The organism is Pseudomonas sp. B22129, from assembly GCF_044218875.1.
In the GTDB taxonomy this organism is placed as follows: Bacteria; Pseudomonadota; Gammaproteobacteria; order Pseudomonadales; family Pseudomonadaceae; genus Aquipseudomonas.
Window position 1 is genome coordinate 5,495,085 of sequence record NZ_CP162592.1, and the last position, 22,788, is coordinate 5,517,872.

At 59.9% G+C, this 22,788-nt stretch carries 16 protein-coding genes; 8 read left to right on the top strand and 8 right to left on the bottom strand.

Translation table 11 applies throughout. The features are described from left to right. Positions 1 to 3 precede the first annotated feature (3 nt). A complete protein-coding gene (locus AB4P94_RS24980) occupies positions 4 to 2,496 on the bottom strand; it encodes a TonB-dependent siderophore receptor (protein WP_395607969.1) in 2,493 nt (830 codons plus the stop codon). A gap of 256 nt (positions 2,497 to 2,752) precedes the next feature. On the opposite strand from AB4P94_RS24980, the gene AB4P94_RS24985 reads away from it, so the two are divergent. Beyond that, positions 2,753 to 7,324 carry an RHS repeat-associated core domain-containing protein gene (locus AB4P94_RS24985; protein ID WP_395607970.1) on the top strand — a complete coding sequence of 1,524 codons (4,572 nt, stop codon included), beginning with the start codon at positions 2,753 to 2,755 and terminating at the stop codon, positions 7,322 to 7,324. Then, positions 7,321 to 7,749 (top strand): hypothetical protein, encoded by a 429-nt coding sequence (locus AB4P94_RS24990; RefSeq protein ID WP_395607971.1) that lies wholly within the window; start codon positions 7,321 to 7,323, stop codon positions 7,747 to 7,749. The genes AB4P94_RS24985 and AB4P94_RS24990 overlap by 4 nt, the downstream gene beginning before the upstream one ends. A gap of 136 nt (positions 7,750 to 7,885) precedes the next feature. On the opposite strand, the gene AB4P94_RS24995 is transcribed toward AB4P94_RS24990, so the two are convergent. Beyond that, on the bottom strand, positions 7,886 to 8,323 hold the full coding sequence (locus AB4P94_RS24995) for a DUF3995 domain-containing protein (RefSeq protein WP_395607972.1): 438 nt from the start codon (positions 8,321 to 8,323) through the stop codon (positions 7,886 to 7,888). Positions 8,324 to 8,415: 92 nt separating this feature from the next. On the opposite strand from AB4P94_RS24995, the gene AB4P94_RS25000 reads away from it, so the two are divergent. Further along, entirely contained in the window at positions 8,416 to 8,805 is a 390-nt protein-coding gene (locus AB4P94_RS25000) for a DUF2946 domain-containing protein (RefSeq protein ID WP_395607973.1), read from the top strand. A gap of 93 nt (positions 8,806 to 8,898) precedes the next feature. Next, entirely contained in the window at positions 8,899 to 11,025 is a 2,127-nt protein-coding gene (locus AB4P94_RS25005) for a TonB-dependent receptor (protein ID WP_395607974.1), read from the top strand. Between the two features lie 157 nt (positions 11,026 to 11,182). Here the strand turns inward: AB4P94_RS25005 and AB4P94_RS25010 are convergent, their stop codons facing one another. Both AB4P94_RS25010 and AB4P94_RS25015 read right to left on the bottom strand, forming a co-directional pair. Beyond that, on the bottom strand, positions 11,183 to 12,199 hold the full coding sequence (locus tag AB4P94_RS25010) for an ABC transporter substrate-binding protein (RefSeq protein ID WP_395607975.1): 1,017 nt from the start codon (positions 12,197 to 12,199) through the stop codon (positions 11,183 to 11,185). Positions 12,200 to 12,330: 131 nt separating this feature from the next. After that, complete coding sequence (locus AB4P94_RS25015) at positions 12,331 to 12,780, bottom strand: hypothetical protein (RefSeq protein ID WP_178112738.1); 450 nt, start codon at positions 12,778 to 12,780, stop codon at positions 12,331 to 12,333. Positions 12,781 to 13,190: 410 nt separating this feature from the next. On the opposite strand from AB4P94_RS25015, the gene AB4P94_RS25020 reads away from it, so the two are divergent. From AB4P94_RS25020 to AB4P94_RS25030, 3 genes are all read left to right on the top strand, one after another. Continuing rightward, a complete protein-coding gene (locus tag AB4P94_RS25020) occupies positions 13,191 to 13,466 on the top strand; it encodes a hypothetical protein (protein WP_395607976.1) in 276 nt (91 codons plus the stop codon). A gap of 124 nt (positions 13,467 to 13,590) precedes the next feature. After that, a complete protein-coding gene (locus AB4P94_RS25025) occupies positions 13,591 to 13,821 on the top strand; it encodes a hypothetical protein (RefSeq protein WP_395607977.1) in 231 nt (76 codons plus the stop codon). A 72-nt stretch (positions 13,822 to 13,893) separates the two neighbouring features. After that, positions 13,894 to 14,130 (top strand): DUF2789 domain-containing protein, encoded by a 237-nt coding sequence (locus AB4P94_RS25030; protein ID WP_395607978.1) that lies wholly within the window; start codon positions 13,894 to 13,896, stop codon positions 14,128 to 14,130. Positions 14,131 to 14,136: 6 nt separating this feature from the next. Here AB4P94_RS25030 and AB4P94_RS25035 read toward each other — a convergent pair whose 3' ends face one another. The 3 genes from AB4P94_RS25035 to AB4P94_RS25045 form a co-directional block, all read right to left on the bottom strand. After that, positions 14,137 to 14,340 carry a hypothetical protein gene (locus AB4P94_RS25035; RefSeq protein WP_016972836.1) on the bottom strand — a complete coding sequence of 68 codons (204 nt, stop codon included), beginning with the start codon at positions 14,338 to 14,340 and terminating at the stop codon, positions 14,137 to 14,139. 115 nt (positions 14,341 to 14,455) lie between these two features. Next, complete coding sequence (locus AB4P94_RS25040; RefSeq protein ID WP_395607979.1) at positions 14,456 to 16,138, bottom strand: methyl-accepting chemotaxis protein; 1,683 nt, start codon at positions 16,136 to 16,138, stop codon at positions 14,456 to 14,458. 93 nt (positions 16,139 to 16,231) lie between these two features. After that, entirely contained in the window at positions 16,232 to 16,636 is a 405-nt protein-coding gene (locus AB4P94_RS25045; protein WP_010564800.1) for a TraR/DksA C4-type zinc finger protein, read from the bottom strand. Positions 16,637 to 17,009: 373 nt separating this feature from the next. On the opposite strand from AB4P94_RS25045, the gene AB4P94_RS25050 reads away from it, so the two are divergent. Continuing rightward, the gene (locus AB4P94_RS25050; protein ID WP_395607980.1) at positions 17,010 to 21,716 is read left to right on the top strand and encodes a hypothetical protein; all 4,707 of its coding nucleotides are present in this window, start codon (positions 17,010 to 17,012) and stop codon (positions 21,714 to 21,716) included. Positions 21,717 to 21,751: 35 nt separating this feature from the next. On the opposite strand, the gene AB4P94_RS25055 is transcribed toward AB4P94_RS25050, so the two are convergent. Next, entirely contained in the window at positions 21,752 to 22,774 is a 1,023-nt protein-coding gene (locus AB4P94_RS25055) for an ABC transporter permease (RefSeq protein WP_026013640.1), read from the bottom strand. Positions 22,775 to 22,788: the final 14 nt, after the last annotated feature.

The window sequence follows — 22,788 nt, forward strand, 5'->3', positions numbered from 1 at the left end:
ACATCACCACTGGTAGGTCGCGCTCGCCTGCACGGTACGCTGCGAGCCATACCAGCACCACGAATAGGAATAGCACGACGCGACATACTCCTTGTTCGCCAGGTTAGTGGCGTTCAACGCCAGGCGCAGGTTGTCCTTGGGGTTGGCGATGTTCGGGATGTCGTAATGCACCGCCGCATCGACCAGGGTGTAGCCCGGTACTTTCAGGGTATTGGCGGTATCGCCCCAGGACGAACCCACATAACGCACGCCTGCGCCGACGCCGAAACCTTTGAGCTGGCCGTCATGGAAGGTGTAATCCGCCCAGGCCGACGCAGTGTGGCGCGGCACACCGTAGGTGGTGGTGCCTTCGACGGGAATCGCCGGGCCGGTACCGATGTCGCTGATCGGCGCATATTGCACGGTGCTGTTGGACTTGCTCGCGCGGTTGTCCAGGTACGCATAGGCCGCCGTGATGTCGAGGTTATCGTTCAGGCTGGCCTTGCCTTCCAGCTCAAAGCCACGGGATTGCTGCTCGCCGTCCTGGATGCTGCAGCGGCCGTTGCCACACAGGTGCGTGGGGTCCGGGTCCATAGTCGGTACGTTACTCTGGCGCAGATCGAAAATGGCGGCGGTGATAAAGCTGTTGCTGCCGGGCGGCTGGTACTTGATGCCGATTTCATACTGCTTGCCTTCGGTGGGCTTGAACACCGAACCGCCGTAGCCCGTGCCCGACTGCGGGTTGAACGACTCCGCATAGCTGGCATACGGCGCCAGGCCGTTGTCGAACAGGTAGACCAAGCCGACGCGGCCAGTGAAAGCCTTGCTGTCCAGCGACGACTTGCTCTTGGCGCCGCTGCTGAGGGCTTTGGTGGTGCTGTCGGTGCTGGCCCAGTCATAGCGGCCGCCGAGCAACAGCACCCATTGGTCCCACTTCATTTGCTCTTGCAGGTAGACGCCGGTCTGTTCGCTGCGGGAAGTGGCGTCGGTGCTGAACGCGGGCGTGACCACCGGCGCGCCGTAGACCGGGTCGAAGATGTCCAGGGTCGGGCCTTTGCCGTAGCCGGTCTTGGTGTCTGTGGTGATGTTTTGGTAATCGAGGCCCGTCAACAGCGTGTGCTGCAACGGCCCGGTGTCGAATTTGGCTTGCAGCTGGTTGTCGAGGGTATAGGCGTCCATATCGACATCAGCGGCGATGGTCGAGCGGTTGGAGGTGCGGTAATCAGCCTGCAAGTTGCTGTTGTAAATACTGCGGTAGATGCCCTCGGCGCGCATATAGCGGGCGTTCTGGCGCACGGTCCACACGTCGTTGAAGTGGTGCTCGAAGGCGTAGCCGAGGGAGTAATGCTCGCGGTCGCTTTTCTCGAAGCGTTTTTCACCGTCGTAGAAATCCACGTCGATCTTGCGCCCGGTGGGGCTGCGCAACACCGAGCCCCAGGCGGGGACCGAGCCATAGGACGCGCCCTGGGGGTCTTTCTGGAAATGCCCGAGCAAGGTCAGCGAGGTGGCATCGTCCGGGCGCCAGGTGAAGGCACTGGACAGCGATTGGCGGCGGGTTTCGGTGTGCTCGACCTGACCGTCGGCGTCGTCGAAAAGGCCAGCCACGCGGTAGGAATAGATACCTTGATCGTCGATCGGGCCGCTCAGGTCGAAAGTGGTGCGCTTCTTGTTGAAGGTCCCGTATTCCACGCCGACTTCATGAAAGGGTGTGTCCAGCGGGCGTTTGGTGACCATGTTGATCACCCCGCTCGGCGTGCCCTGCCCGTACAGCACCGAGGCCGGGCCGCGCAGCACTTCCACGCGCTCCAGGTCGAACGCGTCCTTTTGCGGCGAGGCGTCACGGCTCGACGGCAAGCGCAGGCCGTCGAGGTAAGTGGCCGGGGCAAAACCACGGATCGTCAATTGGTCAAGACGCGAAGCCGTGGCGCCACGGGTTTCCGGGACTACGGCAGCGCTGTAGCGCAGGATCTGGTTGAGGCTCTCGGCATTCTGTGCGCGCATCTGGTCTTTGGTGACGATGGAAATCGACTGCGGCGTCTCGATCAGCGCGGTGTCGGTCTTGGTGCCCGACAGGCTGCGCGTGGCCACATAACCTGCCACTGGCCCGGTGGGGCTTTCGCTTTGATACGCGCCGTTGATGGTGGTGGCCTGCAACTCCATGGCGCCGCCGTTATCCGGAACGGGCTCCAGGCGGTAGCGTTCGGCAGAAATCTTCAAGGCCTGCAAGCCGCTGCCAGCCAGCAGTTGAGTCAGCGCCACGTCGGTGTCGTATTGCCCGCTCAGCCCCTTGCTGTACTTGCCCCGGGTCAAACTCGCATCAAACGCCAGCACCAGCCCTGCTTGTTCGGCCAGGCTATTGAGCGCCTGGCTCAAGTCCCCGGCGGGGATCGAGAAGCCGCGCAAGGCGCTGCTGCTGTCTTGCGCAAAGGACGGCTGGACGGTCAGCAACGGCACGGCAGCAAAGGCGAACGCCACTGAAAAGGCCAGTGGATGCAAGGGACGAGCAAGGCGCGACATGGGAAATCCTGCGTAATGGAGGTTCTATTAACAGTGACGGCCAAGTCTGTAAATCGGGCAAGGATGAGAGTCATTTTTATTTGTGCAGCTTCCTCGCAATGAGTCGAGTCGCTTTTTTGTGTAGTCCTGCGGGTTAGTTTTTCGCGGTTTTTTCCTGCCTCACGTCATCCCATTCTGATTTTTCCAACCGTTCATCCAGCCACTTTTTACTGCGGCAGACTCCGGCGCCTTGCCCTTTTTTGCCGAGACGTCACGGATGACCAACGCTGCCCACATCGCCCTCATCGAACACGAACTCAACGGCTTTCATCAGAGCCTGACCGAGTATCGCCAGCAGATGAACGCCTGGTATTCGCGCGCGCTGGATTCGGTCAGCCATGCCGCGGATTTGCCCTCGCTGCTGGGGATGGAGCGGGTGTTGCGAGTGGGTGATTCGCAGACCGTGGTGAGCGCCGCTGACCCTGATGTTTTAGGCACCGTGGTGATGTGCCAGCTGGGCGGCGAGCTGAAGATCGAGAGCACGTTTGAGTCGGTGTACGACGTGCCAATCGGCGATATCCCGGTTGAAGTAATCGGGCTGGATGACGGTAGCTCTACCGTGATCATGCTGGACGAACATGGCAAGGGTTCGCACCACTGCTCGGCGGGCAAACGCTATCAGGTGCGGGTGCAAGGCGGCGTTTCCGAGCAGCAGGTGGACGCGCTGTTTGCCTCCTACGCCGGGCTGACGGCGGACCTGGAACAGTGGCTGCGCGCGCAATGGAAAGACTTCAAACCCTGTTGGCAGCAGTCGACCGCCAGCGCAATCGGCAGCGGTGTGTTGGCGGGCAGTTGGGCAGCGATCAAGGAGGTGTGGGACAGCATCAAGCTGGTGCAGGCGATTCTTGAAGACCCGTTGAAGTTCGGCGAGCAGTTGGGTGATCAGGCCGCCAAGTTGGCGCAACTGGCCACCGACGCGCCTCAGGTCATGGAAAAAGCCATGTTGCTGGCCAGTGACGAGGCCGCGCTGTACCTGATGGTGCGCACCGCGATGCTCTGGCTCGACGCACTGCCACCCGGCGAAATGGCCGAGGTGGGGGCCGGGTTTGTGGTGTCGTTGCTGATCGATCTGGTGATTGGCGCGGTGCTGACTATCGCGCTGCCGGCGGCGGGCGTGGCTTATCTGGGGTTGCGGCTGGTCAAGCATGGCGCGCGGATTCTGGAGGCGGCGGTGGGCTTTGTCCGCAGCCTGCTCGGGATTCTGACGAAGTTCATGCAGGCGGTGGATCGCTACAAGGCCGTGGCGGTTCGCGGCGTGGTCGGCGGGCTGAAGCAAGGCACGATGCAGATGCGCTGGCGGGCGCGGCAGAACGCGGTGTTGAGGCAGAAAGAGCACGTGGATGATGTGCCTGCCTCGGGGAAAAACCCCGCAGGCGACGCAGCGGCTCCGGCTGATAAAACCGTGACTAACGGTTGCCCGGTGTCGATGGTGACGGGCGAGGAATTGCTGACCCTGACCGACGGCACGCTGGACGGGATTTTGCCGTTCGAGTGGACGCGGTTGTATCGCACCAGTGCCGTGGAAGTGGATTGCGGGTTGGGGTTTGGCTGGAGCCATTCGCTGGCGCAGCGGCTGGCGGTGGTCGGTGATTCAGTGGTGTGGACGGATCACGAGAATCGCATTACCGAGTTTCCGTTGCCGACGGCTTCGCGGCCTGCGATTACCAACAGTCTGGCTGAAGCGGCGATCTATCTGGGTTTGTCTCCCGATGAATTGGTGCTGGCACAGGACTCACGGTTCTACCACTTTCGCGACGGTGCCCTGACGGCGATCAGTGATGCGTATGACAACCGCCTGCGGGTTTTTCGGGATCGGTTGGGGCGGGTTGAGCGGCTGGATAACGGGGTGGGTCGCTCGCTGTTTCTGCGCTATGAGCGTGGCCATATTGTCGCCGTGGAGTACCAGGTTGAACGGGCCGAGGGGCCGGGTGAGTTTGTCTGGGTCACTGAGCAGATCGTCGTTTCCTACGCCTATAACGCAGTGGGTCAGTTAGTTTCGGCGACCAATGCGGTAGGCGAAAGCGAGGTTTACCGGTACGACGAACAGCACGTCATTCTTGAACGTCAGTTGGCCGGTGGGGCGAGTTTCTTTTGGACGTGGGAACGGTCGGGCAAGGCGGCGCGGTGTATCCGGCACTGGGCCAGCTTTTCGCAGATGGACACGCGGTATGCGTGGGGCGATGACGGCCAAGTCACGGTTCGCAACGCCGACGGTAGCCAGGAAGTCTACGTGCATGACAAGCGTGCGCGGCTGGTGCAGCGCATTGATCCGGATGGCGCCGAGCACTTCAAGTCCTACGACGAAAAGGGCCGGTTGACGGTTGAGCAGGACCCGCTGGGGGCGGTGACGGCGTATCAGTACGACGAAGCCGGGCGTTTGGTGGCGTTGTTTCCCGGCGAGGACGAGCCGACTTCCTACGAGCATGACAACGGTTTTGTACGGGTTGTGCGGCGTGGTGGGGCCGTCTGGAAGTATGAGCGCAATGATCAGGGCGATGTCACCCGTAAAACTGATCCTGATGGCAGCGTTACCGACTACAGCTACAACAAATACGGGCAACTGGCCGGGGTTTGGTATCCCGACCACAGTTGTCATCGGTTGGTGTGGAATGGGCGTGGGCAGCTGGTTGAGGAACAGCTGCCCAATGGTGGAGTTAAGCGTTATCGCTATGACGAACTGGGGAGGCAGGTTGCGCGTGAGGATGAATATGGCGCGCTGACGCAGTACCAGCTGGACAGTGTCGGTCGGCTGATTCGTGTGGTTCTGCCGGGCGGCACCACGCGGGAATACAGCTACAACCCGTACGGAAAAATCACCGCTGAACGTGATGAGCTGGGGCACGTCACCCGTTACGAATACGGCGACGGGCTGCATCTGATCAGTCGTCGTATTAATTCCGACGGCAGTCAGGTCAAGTATCGCTACGACAACACGCGGTTATTGCTGACCGAGATCGAAAACGAGGTCGGCGAAACCTATCAGCTGGATTACCACCCCAACGGCCTGATCCAGCAGGAAACCGGCTTTGACGGCCAGCGCACCGCCTACGTCTACGACCTCAACGGCAACCTGCAGGAAAAGACCGAACACGGCGACGACGGCAGTCAGCTGCTGATTACCCGCTACACGCGAGACCACGCCGGTCGCCTCATACGAAAAACCCTCCCCGACGGCAAAACCGTCGATTACACCTACGACCGCCAGGGCAACCTCCTCGGCGTCAACGACGGCCACTGGGCGCTGGCCTACGAGTACGACCAGCAAAACCGCCTCACCGCCGAGCACCAGGGCTGGGGCACGCTGCGTTACGGCTACGACGCCTGCGGCCAACTGAAACACCTGCGGCTGCCGGACAACAACCGGCTCACCTTCAACCATGGGAAAGGTGGCGACCTCACCACCGTCGAACTGAATGGTGAAACCCTCACCGCTCACCTGTTCAAGGCAGGCCGCGAGCGGCAGCGCCAGCAAGGCCAGCTCATCAGCCACTACGGGTACGACGAGCAAAACCGCCTGCACGCCCATGCCGTCACCCAGCAAAGGCACGATCTTTATCAGCGCCACTATGACTACGACAAAACCGGCAACCTCAGCCGAGTTTTCGACACCCGTAAAGGCGAACATCACTACCGCTACGACCCCCTCGCCCGCCTGACCCGCGTCGATCACTCACAAGACGAACAGGAGCGCTTCGGCCACGACCCGGCGGGCAACCTGCTGATGCAGGACCGCCCCGGGCCAGACATCGTGGCGGGGAACCGGTTGGCGATACAGGGGGATCATCACTACGACTATGACGCGTTCGGCAATCTGATTCGCGAACGGCGTGGCAAAGACCACAAACTCGTCACCGAATACCGCTACGACTGCCAACACCGGCTGATCGGCATCACCCGACCGGACGGCCAAACCGCCAGCTATCGCTACGACCCGTTCGGCCGACGCATCAGCAAAACCGTCGACGGCAAAACCACCGAGTTTTTCTGGCAAGGCGACAAACTCATCGCCGAACACCACGCCGATCGCCATCGCAGCTATATCTACGAACCCGACAGCTTCCGCCCGCTGGCCCTGCTCGAAGGCTTCGGTCCAAAAGCCACCCAGCCTTTCTATTACCAGCTAGACCACCTCGGCACGCCACAGGAACTCACCGCCCCCGACGGCGAAATCGTCTGGTCCGCGCACTACAAGGCCTACGGCAAAATCAGCCGGCTGGACGTCAGCAAAATCGACAACCCGCTGCGCTTCCAGGGCCAATACTTCGACCCCGAAAGCGACCTGCACTACAACCGCCATCGCTACTACAATCCGGATCTGGGTCGTTACCTGACGCCGGACCCGGTGAAGCTGGCGGGTGGGATCAATGCGTACCAGTATGTGCCTAATCCGACAGGGTGGGTGGATCCAACAGGACTGAGTTGTACAAAAGGGAATTGCCCGGGGCAGAGGAAAAAAGGATCAGCGCAAAATCATGAGGAAAAGTCTCCGGATACAAGCAACCCCATACGCTCCTCTACTTATGAACAAGCTTCAAATAAAGCGTTGAAATGGTTGCTTGAAAATGATTTTCGCGCTGAAAAGCCAACGCCGGGAAGATTCGGACCTCGCAAGGGAGAGCCTGTCGGAATGCAAACAGATGATGGCAAAACTGGCTACCGTGTCGAACATGACAATAGAAGTGGCGCCCACATAAATGTATGGTCAGGAAAGAAAAAAGGGCCGCACTATCTTTTTGATGGTGACCAAGAACTGGTGTTCCAATTGACAAAAAGGTTTGCAAAAAAATGAGCTACCTAGACAAAGAACTGATTAGTGATCTGAAAAAACACAATATCAACTTCGCAGTCCTATCTCAGGCAGAGCATGAATTCATGGTCAGTGAAATCAATGAGCGGCTTCCCTTTAGCGGAAATAAAATTGCTTGGAGCACTTTAGATAACAGTATTAATCTTGGCTTCGAGTCAACTGGCATGGCGATAGAATTACTTGCTGCAGAAATTAAAAAGGTAGCTAACAATAACTTAATTTTTATCGGTGACTCTGCCTGCGACGACGCCTACTCAATAAGCATTGAACATATAAACCAAGCACTCGGGATTTTTTCCGAGCTACCTCAACACACCTATATTGTGTCAAAGCCCATCAGCTGGATTGCCTGTATCTCATTTGAGGGGCATTTGGACTTTGCAAATCTTTACAATGAGTTTAAGTAACCAACCCAGCAGCTTAGCCGTAGGGAGAATAGAGCTACCAAAAGCGAGCAGGCGTAGAGGTGACAGATAAATAAAAGCTAACCGCCCAGAGGGGGTCGAAAACTCAAACAGGGATTTCTTTAGAAAACGCCCAACCTCACCCCCACGCCACCACCAACAACCCCACCCCCAACACCAAACACAACGGCGAATAAAAATACGTATCCAGCCGCGCAAACCTCGACCCGCCCACTTTCTTGAAAAACCCCACCAACTCCGAATCCCCAATCGCCCTGGCAAACATCACCAGTGCAATCGCACTGATACCCCACTGCAGCGCGCCATGGGATACCGGCGAGAAATACAACCCAGCGCGCAGGCACACGAGCAAAGCAATTGCGACCAACCCCAATGCCACCAAAAACGTGCCCAGTGCCGAAGGCTTGAATGCAGGCCTTGGGCCCCTGGCAAATTCGCCTGGCAATTGCGGAATAGCCGCCAGGCTGCCGAGCTTGCCGCCCGCTGCCCAGTACAAATGCACCATGCTGATGCAGGCAAACACCCCGACAATCCATCGCGCGATGACAAAGCTCATGACTGACGCTCCCTGAAATGTGCGAATGAGGATAGTCGCCCTGAGATTTTTTGTAGGCATTTCTTCGGCGGCTGATGGTAAAGTGCCGCCCCATGAAAATCGCCCGTGCCGACCGCTCGCTCATTGCCTGGATGCTCTACTGCTGCGTCCTGTTCAATGTGTTCGCGTGCAGCATTGGTCACGGGCAGATGCTGGGGATGCAACTCAATGGGATCGGCGGGCAGTTCTGTACCGTAGACCCTCGCACCCAGGCGCCCGCGTCAAAAAACACCACCGATGAAAACCTGCCGACACTGGCCAAGGCCTTTGGTTGCCCGCTGTGTTCCACCGGCGGCATGGGCCCGGCGCTCAACTCCAGCCTGAATGTGGCAGTACTGCCGCAACCCCATGCACCGCCCCCTGCGGTGGTGCTTGCCGCTGACATCCCTGCCCGTTTCACCTGGCCCACGGCCAACCCGCGCGCGCCTCCCGCTTTCGCCTGAGCCCTTCGCTTTCTGATCTGCACCCGCCAACGCGCCCAATGGGATGCGTGCGGCTGTGCGTTGTTTTCAAGCCAAGTTTTTCAGGATTCAACCATGAAGCATTTACCCCTGTTGGCGGGCCTGTTCGGCTGCCTGCCCTTCTGCGCCTCGGCAATTGAGCTGGCCCCCACCACCATTGATGGCGAGCAAACTGCCGAGCCCGGCCTGGCCCTGGACCAATCCAGCGGCATGGCATCGCGGCTCGGCTTGAGCGTGCGGGAAACCCCGGCGTCAGTGGCCATTGCCACGCGCAACGACATTGAACGCCATGGCGCCAAGACCTTCCGCGATGCGGCCAACACCCTGCCCGGCGTCAACGCCAGCGCGCCGCCGGGGTTTGGCGGTTTTGTGTCCTACCGCGGCTTTACCAGCAGCCAGATAACCCAGATGTTCAATGGCATCAACGTCGCCACCGGCCTGGCGCGGCCGGTGGATGCGTGGATCTATGACCGGGTCGAACTGGTGGGTGGCCCCTCCTCCCTGATCAATGGCGCAGGCTCCGTCGGTGGCTCGCTGAACTACGTGACCAAACTGGCGACCCGCGAAGAACAGGCTGCCGAAGGCCAACTCACCTATGGCAGCTACGACACGGCCGGCATGGCCTTTGGCCTGAACCATGCGCTGACCGAGCCGGGTGCCGAGGTGCAGCACTATGCGCGCCTGGACGTGAGCCGCAACACCAACCACAGCTACATTGACCGCGACCAGCGCGATGCCTGGAGCGTGGCGTTTTCCCTGCTCAGTGATTTGACGCCAGACCTGTCCCATACCCTCGCACTGGAATATCAGGATGAACACGAGGACAGCCCTTATTGGGGCACGCCGGTGCTCAACCCCAAGGCGGGCGAGTTGAAAATCGACAGGCACAACCGCTTCAACAACTACAACGTCGCCGATGGCCGTTACGAACAGCGCACGCTCTGGGCGCGCTCGATCATCGACTATCGGATCAACGACAGCACCACGCTGAAAAACACGCTGTATCACCTGGACAGCCAGCGCGACTACCGCAACCTGGAGACCTACCAGTACAACGCCGACAACAGCGCCGTGAACCGTTCTACCGCTTACCAGGTGCGCCACCAAGGCGAGCAGAACGGCAACCAGTTTGAGCTGCGTCACGACGACAGCGTCTTCGGCCTCTCGACAACCCTGTCCGGCGGGTTTGAGTACAAGGTCAACAGCACCACCAACAACCCGTTGAATGTGCCGGGCAACAGCACGGTCGATCCGAACAACTACAACCCCGGGCACTTCTACGATATCCCCGGGACCAAGCCGGGCTTCGTCAAGGACAAGACCAACGCGGTCACCACCAAGGCACTGTTTGTGGAAAACCGGCTGGGCCTGACCGACAAACTCTCGCTGCTGACCGGCTTGCGCTACGACGCCATCGACCTGGATGTGACCAACCACCGCGTGATCACGGCCACCAACCCACGGCACTTCAAGCGCAGTTGGGAACCGGTGACGGGACGGGTCGGGCTGACTTACCAGTTCATTCCGTCAGCCAATGTGTACGTGCAATACAGCACCGCCGCCGAACAGCCTTCGACCACCACGCAGGTGTTTGACGTATCGACCGGCAAGCAATGGGAGGTCGGCAGCAAATTCGACTACCTGGGCGGGCGCGGCTCGGCGACCGTCGCCGCCTACCGGATCGAGCGCAAGGACTTTGCCGTCACCGACCCGCTCGACCCGAACAACAGCATTCCGGTTGGGGCTCAAACGTCCAGGGGTATCGAGCTGGCCAGCTCACTGCGCATCACGCCCCGGCTGCTGGCCGAAGGCAACTTCGCCTGGGTGGATGCCGAGTACGACGACTTCAACGAAAAAATCGCCAGCGGCGCCGTGGTCTCCCGCAAGGGCAATACGCCGACCAATGTGCCAAAGCGCGTGGGTAACCTGTGGCTGACGTATGACTTTGCCGAAGACTGGCAAGGCGGTGTAGATGCACGGTATGTGGCCCAAGTGTATGCAGATAACGCCAACACACAGACGGTGCCGGCCTACACGCTGTTCGGGACGTTCCTGCGCTACAAGGTGGACTCGCACACCTCGGTGACCGGGCGGGTGCGCAACCTGACGAATGAGGTGTATGCCGAGTTTGCGCATGTGTCGCCGGCGTATTACCTGGGGGCGCCGAGGACGTTTGAGTTGGCCGTTCAGACTAAATTCTAAGCCTGAAATGCAACCAAAAAATGTGGGAGCGGGCTTGCTCGCGAAAGCGGTGGTTCAGCCAATGATGTATCGACTGACACTCCGCCTTCGCGAGCAAGTCGAATCGTCGCACCGCCGCTCCCACATTTGGATCTCCGTTCAACTGGGAGAGCGACGTTTATTTCAGGCCTGCCTCAACCTTCTGCGCCACGTCCTCCGTCAGCCACGCTTTCCATACTTCAGGATGCTCTTTGAGAAACACCTGCGCGACTTCACGCGGCGCGGTGTGGTTCTCGCTCATCGCCGCCAAGGCCTTGTTCAACGGTTCAATCGGAAACTGCACTTTGGTAAAGAACTCGGCGATCTGCGGATGTTCCTGCTGGAACGGCGTCGACACGCCAATGCTCAACCTGGACGCCAAGGAGCGTGTCGGCCTGGGGTTGGGGTTATCCGCATCGGTCAGGGTCTTCCAGGCATCGGCGTCAAACGGCGGTTCTTCCAGCTGGATCAACTTGTAGCGCCCCATCAGAGGCGTTGGCGACCAGTAGTAGAACAGCACTGGCTTGCCCCGGCGGATCGACGAGGCGATCTCGGCATCCAGCGCCGCACCCGAGCCACTGCGAAAATTCACATAGCTGTCGTTCAGGCCATAGGCCTTGAGCTTCTGCGCGTTGACCACTTCCGAGGTCCAGCCGATCGGGCTGTTGAGAAAACGCCCCTTGCCGGGAGACTCCGGGTCCTTGAACACATCCTTGTAGCGTGCGAGGTCCTGCACGGTCTTAAGGTCCGGCGCCAAGGGTTTGAGACCTTTGGCCGGGTCACCCTTGACCACGTATTCAGGCACCCACCAGCCTTCTGTCGCGCCCTTTACCGTGTCACCCAGGCCCAGCACTTTGCCTTCGGCCTCGGCCTTGATCCAGACCGGGCTGCGGCCCGCCCATTCCTCACCGATCACCTGGATGTCATTTTTCGCCAGGGCGGTTTCCAGGGTGATGGTGGTACCGGGCAAGGTATCGGTCGGCAGGTCGTAGCCCTTCTCGACGATGAAACGCAGCACTTCGGTGATCAGGCTGCCGCTTTCCCAGTTCAGGTCGGCAAAATGCACCGGCGCCGGGGCAGCGGATACAGGTAATGGCGCCACCGACAGACTCAAGGCCGTCAGGGACGCAGCCAGCAGGGTTCTCAAACCTTTCATGCGTTGCACCTCGCGTTTTCGCAGCAAAAGCGGTGGGCTTTGCTGCCTATGCGCGAAGCCTCTGAATAGTTAAGTCAACTCAACTGTAGTAGAGGTTCCGGGAGAGAAGGCAGGTACGCGCAGATTATGAATTACTCGCTGGCCTTGAACGTGACCAGTTCACCCTTGCGCCACTTGGCGGCTTTGCCGGTGACGGCCTTGAGGGTTTTGGTCAAACCTTCCTGCAATTGCTCGTTGGCGGCAAATACCAGCATCACGCTGTGGCCTTCCTTGAAGACGATGCCCTGGCCTTCGGCCGAGGACACAAAGGCGTAATCACCCAGGCCATACACCGTCAACTTGATATCGCGAAACTTCAATTCGAACTTGCCGCCTTCCCGGCTGGGCAACACCGCCGCACGAAAATGGTCGCCGACCTTGAGCTCCAGACGTGGCTTGTCATCCACAACCAATGCCGACTCAGTGTCGATCTCGGCGATATAGATGCCTTCCGGCGTCTGTTCGGTGATGTAAACAAAACGGGATTGAAACTGCTTGACCAACTTTGCGCGCAAATCACCCAGCACGAATAACGCGTGCATATCCAGATTACTGACTGCCAAGGAAACGCCCCCACATCAAAAAGAGCGCTGACCACCGGAGCGGGCAGCACAAAAAACGGCCCGTAGGCACGATCACTCAACACATTCTTTAAAAACTGAAGACGGTCCCACTGCTGCACCGCAAGACTAGTACAGCTGTGCACGATGGACCTTGCGAGAGGTCATCGGGCAACACAGGAAATCACAGGTTCAACGACCCGAGAACACGAGCCGACCTACTTCAGAGAATAACCCAATAAAAAACGCAGTTTCCGACAAACCTTACATTACCAAACATTTGGCATGGAACCAGGCATTGCCTGCCAGCGACAATATTAGAACAGCAGCGCGGGCCAAACCAGCCGAAACGCTGCGGGTGACTCAACACGATCGATCGACAGGAGCTGACCATGCAACCACGCCAATACGCCGCTGCGTCTTCCCACACTCGTTCACTCAACCAAGACGAGCGCCAATACTACTGCCTGAATAACACCAGCGGGTACTCCAATTCCGTTCTTTACCAAGTCGTACCCGCCGGGCGCAATTTCTTTCATATCCGGGAAGTGATCAGCGGCAGGATCAAAGGCTTTCGCAGCGACCATATCAAGGCCTGCACACTGGCCCAAGAACTGGAGGCCAGCCTGCACGCCCTGCACGGTGCAATCGTTTCGTCACCTGGATGACTTTACCGCGCCGCCTTCGCCCAACAACTGCCATACTGCCCCGTCCATTGAAGTTTGCCCCTTGCGGGTCAGGTTTCATCAGTGCAGTGACCTTGATGCAGTTAACTTGAAGGGAAGGCTATACGTGACGGAATTTGATATTGGCGAATTTTTCATCCATGGCGATGCCAGGGAAATAGACGGTGAGTTCCAGGCGGTCATTATCATGCGGGCCAAACCACCGCTGACCACCGTCACAACGCACCAGGTCGAGAAAGATCGCTGGTTCAAAACCGTCGACGCAGCCTCACTCGCAGCGAAAGAGGCGGCCAGGGCCCTGAAAACTGCCGTGGACGCCGGCGCTCTCAATTCCTGAGATCCGATAGAACTCTGCCGCGCCCCTGCCCTCACATGCACAACGACCATCACCTTGCATGGAGAATGATCTATGGACGCGCCAATTCCCACCCTTGAAACCCTGTTCGAACAACTCGGCCTGGACTCCACACCCGGGGCCATCGACGCGTTTATCGTCGCGCACCCGCTGCCTGAAGACGTGAAGTTGATCGACGCGCCCTTCTGGTCGCTGCAACAAGCGCAGTTTCTCAAGGAAGAACTGCGCGAAGACGCCGATTGGGCAATGGCGGTAGACGAATTGAACCAGCGCCTGCACCAACCGCAGTAAAGCGCCTCAATGCAGGCTGTCTGACTGCTCCAGCTGCATCAGCGCTTGCCAGGCAGCCCTGCACTCCTCGGCTTCATCGCGGCTGGCGAACGCCGTGCCGCGCTGCTCACCGTTGAGCAGCACCACCCAGCAGGCTTTCTGGCCCAGCGCACGCAGGGTTTCAGGTACACCACTGCCGATCATCACGGCAACATCGACCTTGTTTTGCATGGAGCTTCTCCGCAGCACTAGTTAGCTTGCTAACAATGTTGACCATGCTACGGTTTTCTTCCAGTTGGAAAAAGCTATCCACGGAATAGCTCCATTGCATAAACAGCAACAATCCCTAGGGTTTGGCCTTTGCGCCTTCGGGTTTGTAGCCCAGGCGCAAGCCGCCCCAGTGCCGGCCCTTGACCATGATCGGCACCGACAAATCATGCATTAACTCACCCGTGTCACGGGTGTAGGTCTGCAACAGCACGGCTTGTTGATGGCTGCCACATCGAATGCCGGTACGGTCTTCGAATTTGCGCTTGGTGCGGTTCTGCACGGCGTCAACCTCGGCGTCCCCCGTCAGGGCGTGGGAAAATGCCTTGTTATGTGTCGGCACATAACCCTGGGGAGTACAGGCAATGGCAAATACCAGGCCTTCATGCCGTGTCAGCAGGGCTTCCTGGATTGCCGGCAGCACTTGGTCGGTATAACCATCGAACCGCGTGTGGTATTTGCTCGGGCGAGTGTTCGGAATGGGCGTGTAGCTGCGATCAAACAAGTCATCCAGGCTGATACGGCTTTGCAGCACGTCGGCCTCGAACTGTTCGGCGATGCGGCCGGCACCTTCGCGGGCCAGGTCGTAGATGCGCTGGTGGTAGTCATCCAGGCCGACTTGCGCCAGGCGCTCACTGATGGTTTCCGCCTGACCTTCCATTTGCACTGCCGCATCCGCCAATTGGCGGGTCTGCTGGTCGCTCACCGACAAATCGCTGCGCATCTGTTCTACGGCGTGGAACAAGCTGTCGAGCTGAGCGCGGTTGGTGTCGGTGCCCTGGGCGATTTCATTCACCTGGCCTTCCACATCGGCGGCCAGGCTGGCGATGTTTTCCAACTGCTCGCCAGCCTGCTCCACTTGCTCGACGCCGATGTGCAGGTCTGCCGACAGTTGGCGAATCTGCTCCACCACCTGGGCGGTGCGTTGCTGGATATCGGCGACCATCACCCCGACCTCATCGGTCGCCGTGGCCGTGCGCCCGGCCAGGCCACGCACCTCGTCAGCGACCACGGCAAAGCCGCGGCCGTGCTCGCCGGCGCGCGCTGCTTCAATGGCCGCGTTCAGTGCCAGCAGGTTGGTCTGGCTGGCGATGGACTGGATCACCAGCGTGACACGCTGGATTTCCTCACTGCGCTGGCTTAACGCCTCGATCAACTCGCGGCTCGCATTCGCACGCTGGCTGAGTTGGTGCATGCGAGTGATCGAGTGGGCGAGCACTTCACGCCCCTCTGTACTGCGCTGGTGGGCTTGGCTGGCCGCGCCCAATGCCTGCCGGCTGAGCTGGGAAGTCAGCTGCTCGGTGCCGATCATCACCTCGGCGCTGCTGACAATCTGCTTTGCCGCACTCAATTGTGACTGCAAACGCGCCGCCAACTGCTTGACCGAAAAAGCCACGCCCGCTGCGGACAGTGCGTTATGGCTGGTGGTATAGGAAAGGTCGCGGGTCAACTCGCCCATGGCATCGACGGCCTGGGAAGGCGTCACACGGGGCGTGCGGTGCTTAAGAGAAGGCAGCCAGGTTACCAGCAAGACCACTGACAGGCCTGCATAAAGAGGCAAGCCGGCAAACGCCATACCCAGCAGTACCAGCATCAGCGCGATGCTCTGCATAAGCGGCGTCAGCCAGCCGGGCAGCACGCGCACCACCGTTTGCGGTGGCACCGCTGTGCCCATCAGAGATCCGTCTCCAGCCATCGTCGTTACCCCACTGCTTGTCGTTATTGTTTGCGCATTAAACGCCACTATCTGGCCATTATCCATGGGCCTTTGGTGGGGTGGCTTGCAGCAGATCAATAGACGTGGGTGTAACCGGTATTTCTGGGCGCCGCCGCTGCGGCGCCCGAGCTCAACGCATCAGGCTTGGCGCTGATGCTTGTCGATCTGCTCGTGGCGCTCTTGCGCTTCGATGCAGTACTTGGTGGTCGGGCTGATCAGCAGGCGCTTGAGGCCGATAGGCTCGCCGCTGTCGTCGCACCAGCCAAAGGAATCTTCCTTGATGCGCTCCAGAGCGCGCTCAAGCTGCGGCAGCATGCGCTGGTCGCGGTCGATGGCGTTTACCAGCCAGGTGCGCTCTTCTTCAACGGAAGCAGCGTCAGCCGGGTCGGCCGGGGTGTCCAGGCTTTCAATGGCGATGCGGTTCTGCTCAATGCGCTCGTGGTGTTCCACTTTCATGTCTTGCAGCAACTGCTCGAAAAAAGCGTGCTGTTCGGCATTCATGTAGTCATCCGCCGGCATGGCCAGCAACTTTTCCTTTGTCATTGATTTCTCTATAAAAAATACGTGCATTAAGGCGAATAAGGGAGCGTTCCGGTCGACCTCTGCAGGTCTCGGAAAGGCGCCATCCATTCCAAGCGCCACCCGGCACTCAATTTACGAGGGGCGGCAGTCTAAGGCCGACTTGAGGGCGCAGCAACTGAAAAGACAGGCAATTTTTCCGAGATAACCTCCAAAAGCACCAGGACGGGCTCGGCGAATGGTCATCGGAGTGCGTTTATAGCAAGAAATTCAGTGTTGTGGAGCTATATGGAAGACGAATGGTTAATTCGTTGCCCAGCAATACATAACGCCAACACGGGCCCCAAAGGGCATTAGCTAAGCCCCTTACGCGTTATCACAACGATAAGGACACGCTATGACCCTTGCCCCCTCACTGGCTGGCGAACCGCTCGCGGGTGCCGTCAACACTCAGTTCGCCTCGCGCCCGACACTCGCCGCAGTGACTCAACGGCTGCTGGCCACCACGCTTGCCCAGGCTTGGCCGACACTGTCCCTCGACCTGACCCGTACCGTGCTGCTCACGCCGACCTCCCGTGGTGGCTGGCGCAGGCAACCGCTCATGGGGCTGGTACTCGACTTGCTGGCCAACGGCACCGCCCTGGATTTCAGTGATCGCCATGGCCGTAGTTGCCGGCTCAGCGACTACCCTCCCACGGCCTTGACACTGGCAGCGCAACAGCCACTGGACATGCAGGCGATCCAGGCCCTGATAGAAACCCTCACCCAGACCCTGCCCACGGCCCTGCAGAACGCACTTGCTGCTTACTGGAATGAGGCCAGTGACAGCGCAGTGACGCGCTGGCAATGGCTCGGCGACGTATTGCGCGACGCCCTGCACCTGATGGTCATCCAGGACAATGACCTCATGCAGCAAGAGCGCGAAATGCTCGACCAACTGATCAATTACCCACTCCTTGACCAGCGTATTGCCCGTTATGGCGACGCGGCCGTCCATGCCTTTCATCCCATGGCGACCTTTTCAGCCGGCAAGCACACACAACAGCGGCTGGACCCGGACTTGATACTGGTGCCCGTCATCAATGGCCAGGCCCACATTCTGTGGTGCACCGTGGCAGGCGGTTATGAACGCTTCAGTTCAATGGATTCGGCCCTGCAGCAGTGGGCCCGCAACCTGGCGCACGAGGCGGTGGTCGAGCGCATCACCACCCAGCGCTATGAAACCGACGGCCACCTGCTTGATGCTCAGTCGGCACTCATCCTCAATCACCAACTGCAGCAGTTGCACAACTTGAAGCTGGGCACCCAGTTCGGGCTCGAGGCCCTGCGATCGGTATACCGGCATATTACCGACCCTCTGCAGAGCTTTGACAAGACCGCGCTGTACACCTCCCAAACGCTGGTATCCCTGCGCCGCAACCTGCCGCCGTGGTTGAGCCAGGCCACGCCGGCCGAGCGCATGCGTTACCGGCATTACAGCCTGCAACTGGCGAGCGCAAAAAAACGCAGTGCAGGGCTGACCTTCCTCAGTGATGTGCCGGATATCCGCACCTTTACCCAAACCACCTTGCTCAACCAACTGCGCCAGGATGAAGCACGTCTGGGCAACACCCACCCGGGGCAGCGCCTGCCGGCACTGTTCGAGCCCGATGATCTGCAACTGACCTTTCATGTCGCTGCCGGGTATCCAGGCGGTGCCGGTTATGTCGAAAACGTGCACATGAGCCTGACGGACCTGGCGATCAACAACCTGCAGGGCCGGCCGCGTGGGCAACTCACGGTTGCCCGTCGAAACGGGCAACCGTTGCCTGCCTGGCTGACAGCCGACTACATCCTCGGCAGCAGCGGGTTGATTCAACAGGTGGACATTGGCAAGACTTACCCCGAGATGCTCAAGGCACACCTGCTGGGTGGCAGTGACGAGACGCGTCAACGAGAACAGCGCTTTGCCGAGCAAGCCGTCGCTCAACTGCCGTTGCTTGCGCTGGAATCCAGTCTCAAGCGCGCCAACGGGTTCACGTCGCGGGGCGCTGCCTGTGTGGCTGCGTTGGTGGGCGGCCATGAAAGCGAGCGCCAGGTAGACGGTCAAACCATTGTCATTCGCCAACTGGCTTTGGTACGCAAGGCCCAGGCAGTGGCCGATATAGTTGCCAACATGTACATCATCGAACCCGAGAACAGCCAGGCCGGCCCGCACATTCTGTACCGGCCGCTCTACGCGGACGCCTTGCTGCAATTTGCCAACCGCGCGCAATTGCTGGAAGCCATCGCCTCGACGGGCGAACTGCAAACCAGTGTCCTCAACTGGCTCAGCGAGAGCGCACGCCCCATCTATGACAACGGCGGGTTCCGGCAACCCCACTACGTCAGGTTCGGCATTGGCGATGAGTTTGAACTGCCTGAAACACCAGCGCCGGCAGCCCTCGCTGAGGATGGCGCCAGCGATGAGCTGCTGCAGTTCTTGAACAACGGTCAGTTGATGCAATACCTCTATGGCGCCAATGCGCGGGCATTGGTCGACCAGGCCGAGCGTGAATCCGTGTCCAATGCCGAAAGTCGCTGGCGGGTGCTCCTCGAAGGTGCGGGGTTGCTGTTCGGCACCCTGTTGCTGCCCTTGGCACGCGGGCCGCTCATGTTGACCGGTTGGTTGTTCAGCCTGCTGGCCAGCGCCAACCGGGATATCCCCGCGCTCAACAGCCAGGATCCGGTCACACGGGAGCTGGCGTGGGTCGACCTGCTGATGAATGTCGGCATGCTGATGTTCGAGTTGGCCCCGACACCGGCGCCCTCCAGACACACCTTGGCGGAAGACCTCAAGTGGCAGGCCTTGCAGTCGCCGCTTCAACGACGCGATACCGAACATTGGCCGCCCTACCCGGCGCCTGCCATCCACCACGGCGCTGTGATGCTCGGCGGTGGCAGCCCGGGGCTGGCCAACTATGTGTTCGACTTCAGCTTTGCCAATGCTCGCCAGCGCCTGACCGATGACCAACGCCAGCGCCTGTTACAGCTCCAGGCGCCCACACCCGAAGTATTGCCTGCGCGTATAACAACCGGTCCGAATCTGGGCCTGTATAACCACCTGGACGATTGGTATGCACTGATTGACACACGCTGGTATCAGGTACACCTGGAGGCCGGCAGCGTGGCGATCATTGACCCATCCAGCCCTCAACGCCACGGCCCTTACCTGCAATCGGACGGCCAGGGCAACTGGTCACTCGACCTGCGTCTGCGCCTGCTTGGCGGCATGCCGCCCAAGCGGATTGCGGCTGCACGCGAACGCAAGGCCTTGCGCAAGCAGCAGTTGGTCGATGAGCAGGCACGCTTTACCGCCAGCCTGCAGAGTACGTTGCAAACCAAGGTCGACACGGCGCAACAGCTGATGAGCCGCGCCGCCGGCGATGCCCGGTACTCTGACGCGGCCCGGGCCAACACACGCAAGAACTTCGACAGCGCGCTGCACGAGCAGATAAATGCCTACCAATCGCTGCTCGACAGCCGCCAGGAGCGCACCGAGCTGGGCATCCCCATGCCTGCAAACGTCGCAGCGGTCTTCCTGGAAAACACAGTGAATAATGCGCGCAAATCGGTGGTGGTAGCCGACATGGACCGCCAGGCGCTGTATGCCGCAAACCCTGACTTCAGCCGAGCCTATGAGCACGCGTTACCCAAGATCACCAGCAATCCGCCGCGCTACGCACAGTTCCTCAAGGACCTGAGCCACATCAACGAACGCCAGATCCAGGCCCTGGAACTCAAGGACCGGCACCTGCTGGAACTGTTCAATCTCGGCCACAGCGGGCTGGAAGCGTTCAACCGCCTGACACTCAATCGCCCGGATGAGCTCAATGCCCTGTCGCTCAAATACCTGCAACTGCAAAACCTGAAGTTCCTGAGCAGAAAGGACTGGCGCGCCGGTTTGTTCACCAACGAACTGGACCTTGCCCTGGACCCGCTGGGCCCGCACTTGCGGACCCACAGCGAACTGAACCAGCTCAATCTCGACCCGGCCGATCGCATGGCCGTACTGGACAGCCTGTTCCTGCAGTACGGCCAGGCCGTGGACGCGCTGCAGGGCGTGGGGCTGGTACATGCCCAAGCACTGGATAACACCTATTTCCAGCCTTTGCAGGCCCTGGTTGCTTCGTTGTACCAGGATGTGTTGCTGCAATTGGCCGCCGAGGTCAAGCCGCCAGTCGAGTCACCCAAACAGCCACCCAAACGGGCAATGAGCGCACCTGGCAAACCGCAGAAAAAAGTGATCAAGACGCGCAGGCAAGGCACCCTGATCGGCGAAGTGAAGCCCGCAGGCAGCGCGTTGCCCATCGAGGTGGTGGAGGTACGTACCGAACAGGCGGACGAACTGCTGGCGACTTACTCACAGCACGAGAGCGGCTGGGATGAAGTACGAGAAGAACGTCGCCCCACCAAGCCAACTCCGGCACCAGACACCCGCGCCTTGAGCGTGGTCAAAGGCGAGGCACGCAAGCGCACCAAAGACCTGCAACCCATCATCCAGCGCCAGGAAAGTTACGCCAGAGTGTCCCGGTTCCCGATTGAAATACAGGAGAGCCTGGAGACCGAGGCGGCAAGGTTCGCCGAACTGGCTGCAGAACTGGAACGGGCCATTGCAGCCCAGGCCCCGGACCTGCAAGCGGCGGCCGACCGTAACCTGGCAACCGAATTGCGCAGTGCAGCTGACACCTTGAACGCCAAAGCCCGTGAGCTGCGCATCCAGCGCACCCTGGAGTTGCCACCCACAGACAGCCATGTGGCGTACCTGCTCGCACAAGACAACATCCAACTCGCCAGGTTAGGCCAGCGGTTGCAGTTGCGTGGAGAGCGCCGCGATTTCATTCAGGAGTACGCCGTCAACAACAAACACGGCTTCCCGTTGTGGTATGCACACTTTCATTACCCCAAGGCGGATACCCCAAAGGGCGAGTACAGCGTGGCGCACCTGAAAACAAGTGCGCAACGCACCGAGAGTTACCACTCACTGCTGGCCAAGGCGCAAAGCCCGCAGAGCGTGGTTGATGTGCATCGAGGGGAAATCAGTCGCGAACTGGCCGAACGGTGGTTCCTGCCACTGGCAACCTGATGCAAGAGCCAGGCGCAGCTCCCACCTATGCTCTCTTAGCGTTTGAGTTTGCGTTTGTTGCGGTATTGGTCGATCACCACCGCGATGACGATGATCAGGCCCTTGATGATGTCCTGGATATACGCGTCTACCCCGACAAAGGTAAACCCGCTGGCCATCACGCCCAGGATCAGCGCGCCGATCACGGTGCCGGTAATGCGCCCTACCCCGCCCGCCAGGCTGGTACCGCCGATCACCGCCGCCGCAATCGCATCCAGTTCATAGGACATGCCCATGCCGGCCTGCCCGGTCGCAGCACGGGCCGAGGCCACCACACCGGCCAGTCCGGCCAAGAGCCCGGCGATGCTGTAGACGATGATCAAGTGGCGCTTGACGTTGATCCCCGAGGTGCGCGCCGCCTGCATGTTGCCGCCGATGGCGTAGGTGTACTTGCCGTACTTGGTGTAACGCAGGGCGATATGGAAGATCACCGCCACCACCAGGAAGATGATCACCGGCATCGCGCCATGGCCGATGGCCGTGTACGAGTCCGACAACATGCTCACCGGCTGGCCTTCGGTGTAGTAACGCGCCAGGCCACGGGCCGAGACCATCATGCCCAGGGTCGCGATAAACGGCGGGATGCCGGTGACCGCGATAATGCTGCCGTTGATCGCCCCCGCCAGCAGCCCCACGCCAAGCCCCATGGCCACCGGGATCCACACCGGCAAGTCGGTCAGGCTGGGAAACACGGCCCGGGAAAAGTCCGAGGTTTGCGCCAGGCTGGCGGCGATCATCGCCGACAGCGCCAGCACCGAGCCGGATGACAGGTCGATCCCCGTGGTGATGATCACCTGGGTCACGCCAATTGCCAGCAAACCGATGATCGACACTTGCAGGATCATCAACACCAGGCGCTGGGAGTTCATCAAAAAGCTCTGGTCACGCACAATCCAGCCGAACAGTTCAAACACCAGACCGATGCCGATCAGCACCAGGAAGATGCTCAGCTCGGTCGGCAAGCGACGCCGGTGCTTGACCGGTGCCGTGGCAGGCTTGTTGTCTGTTATTGCGTTCATAGCCAATCACCTTC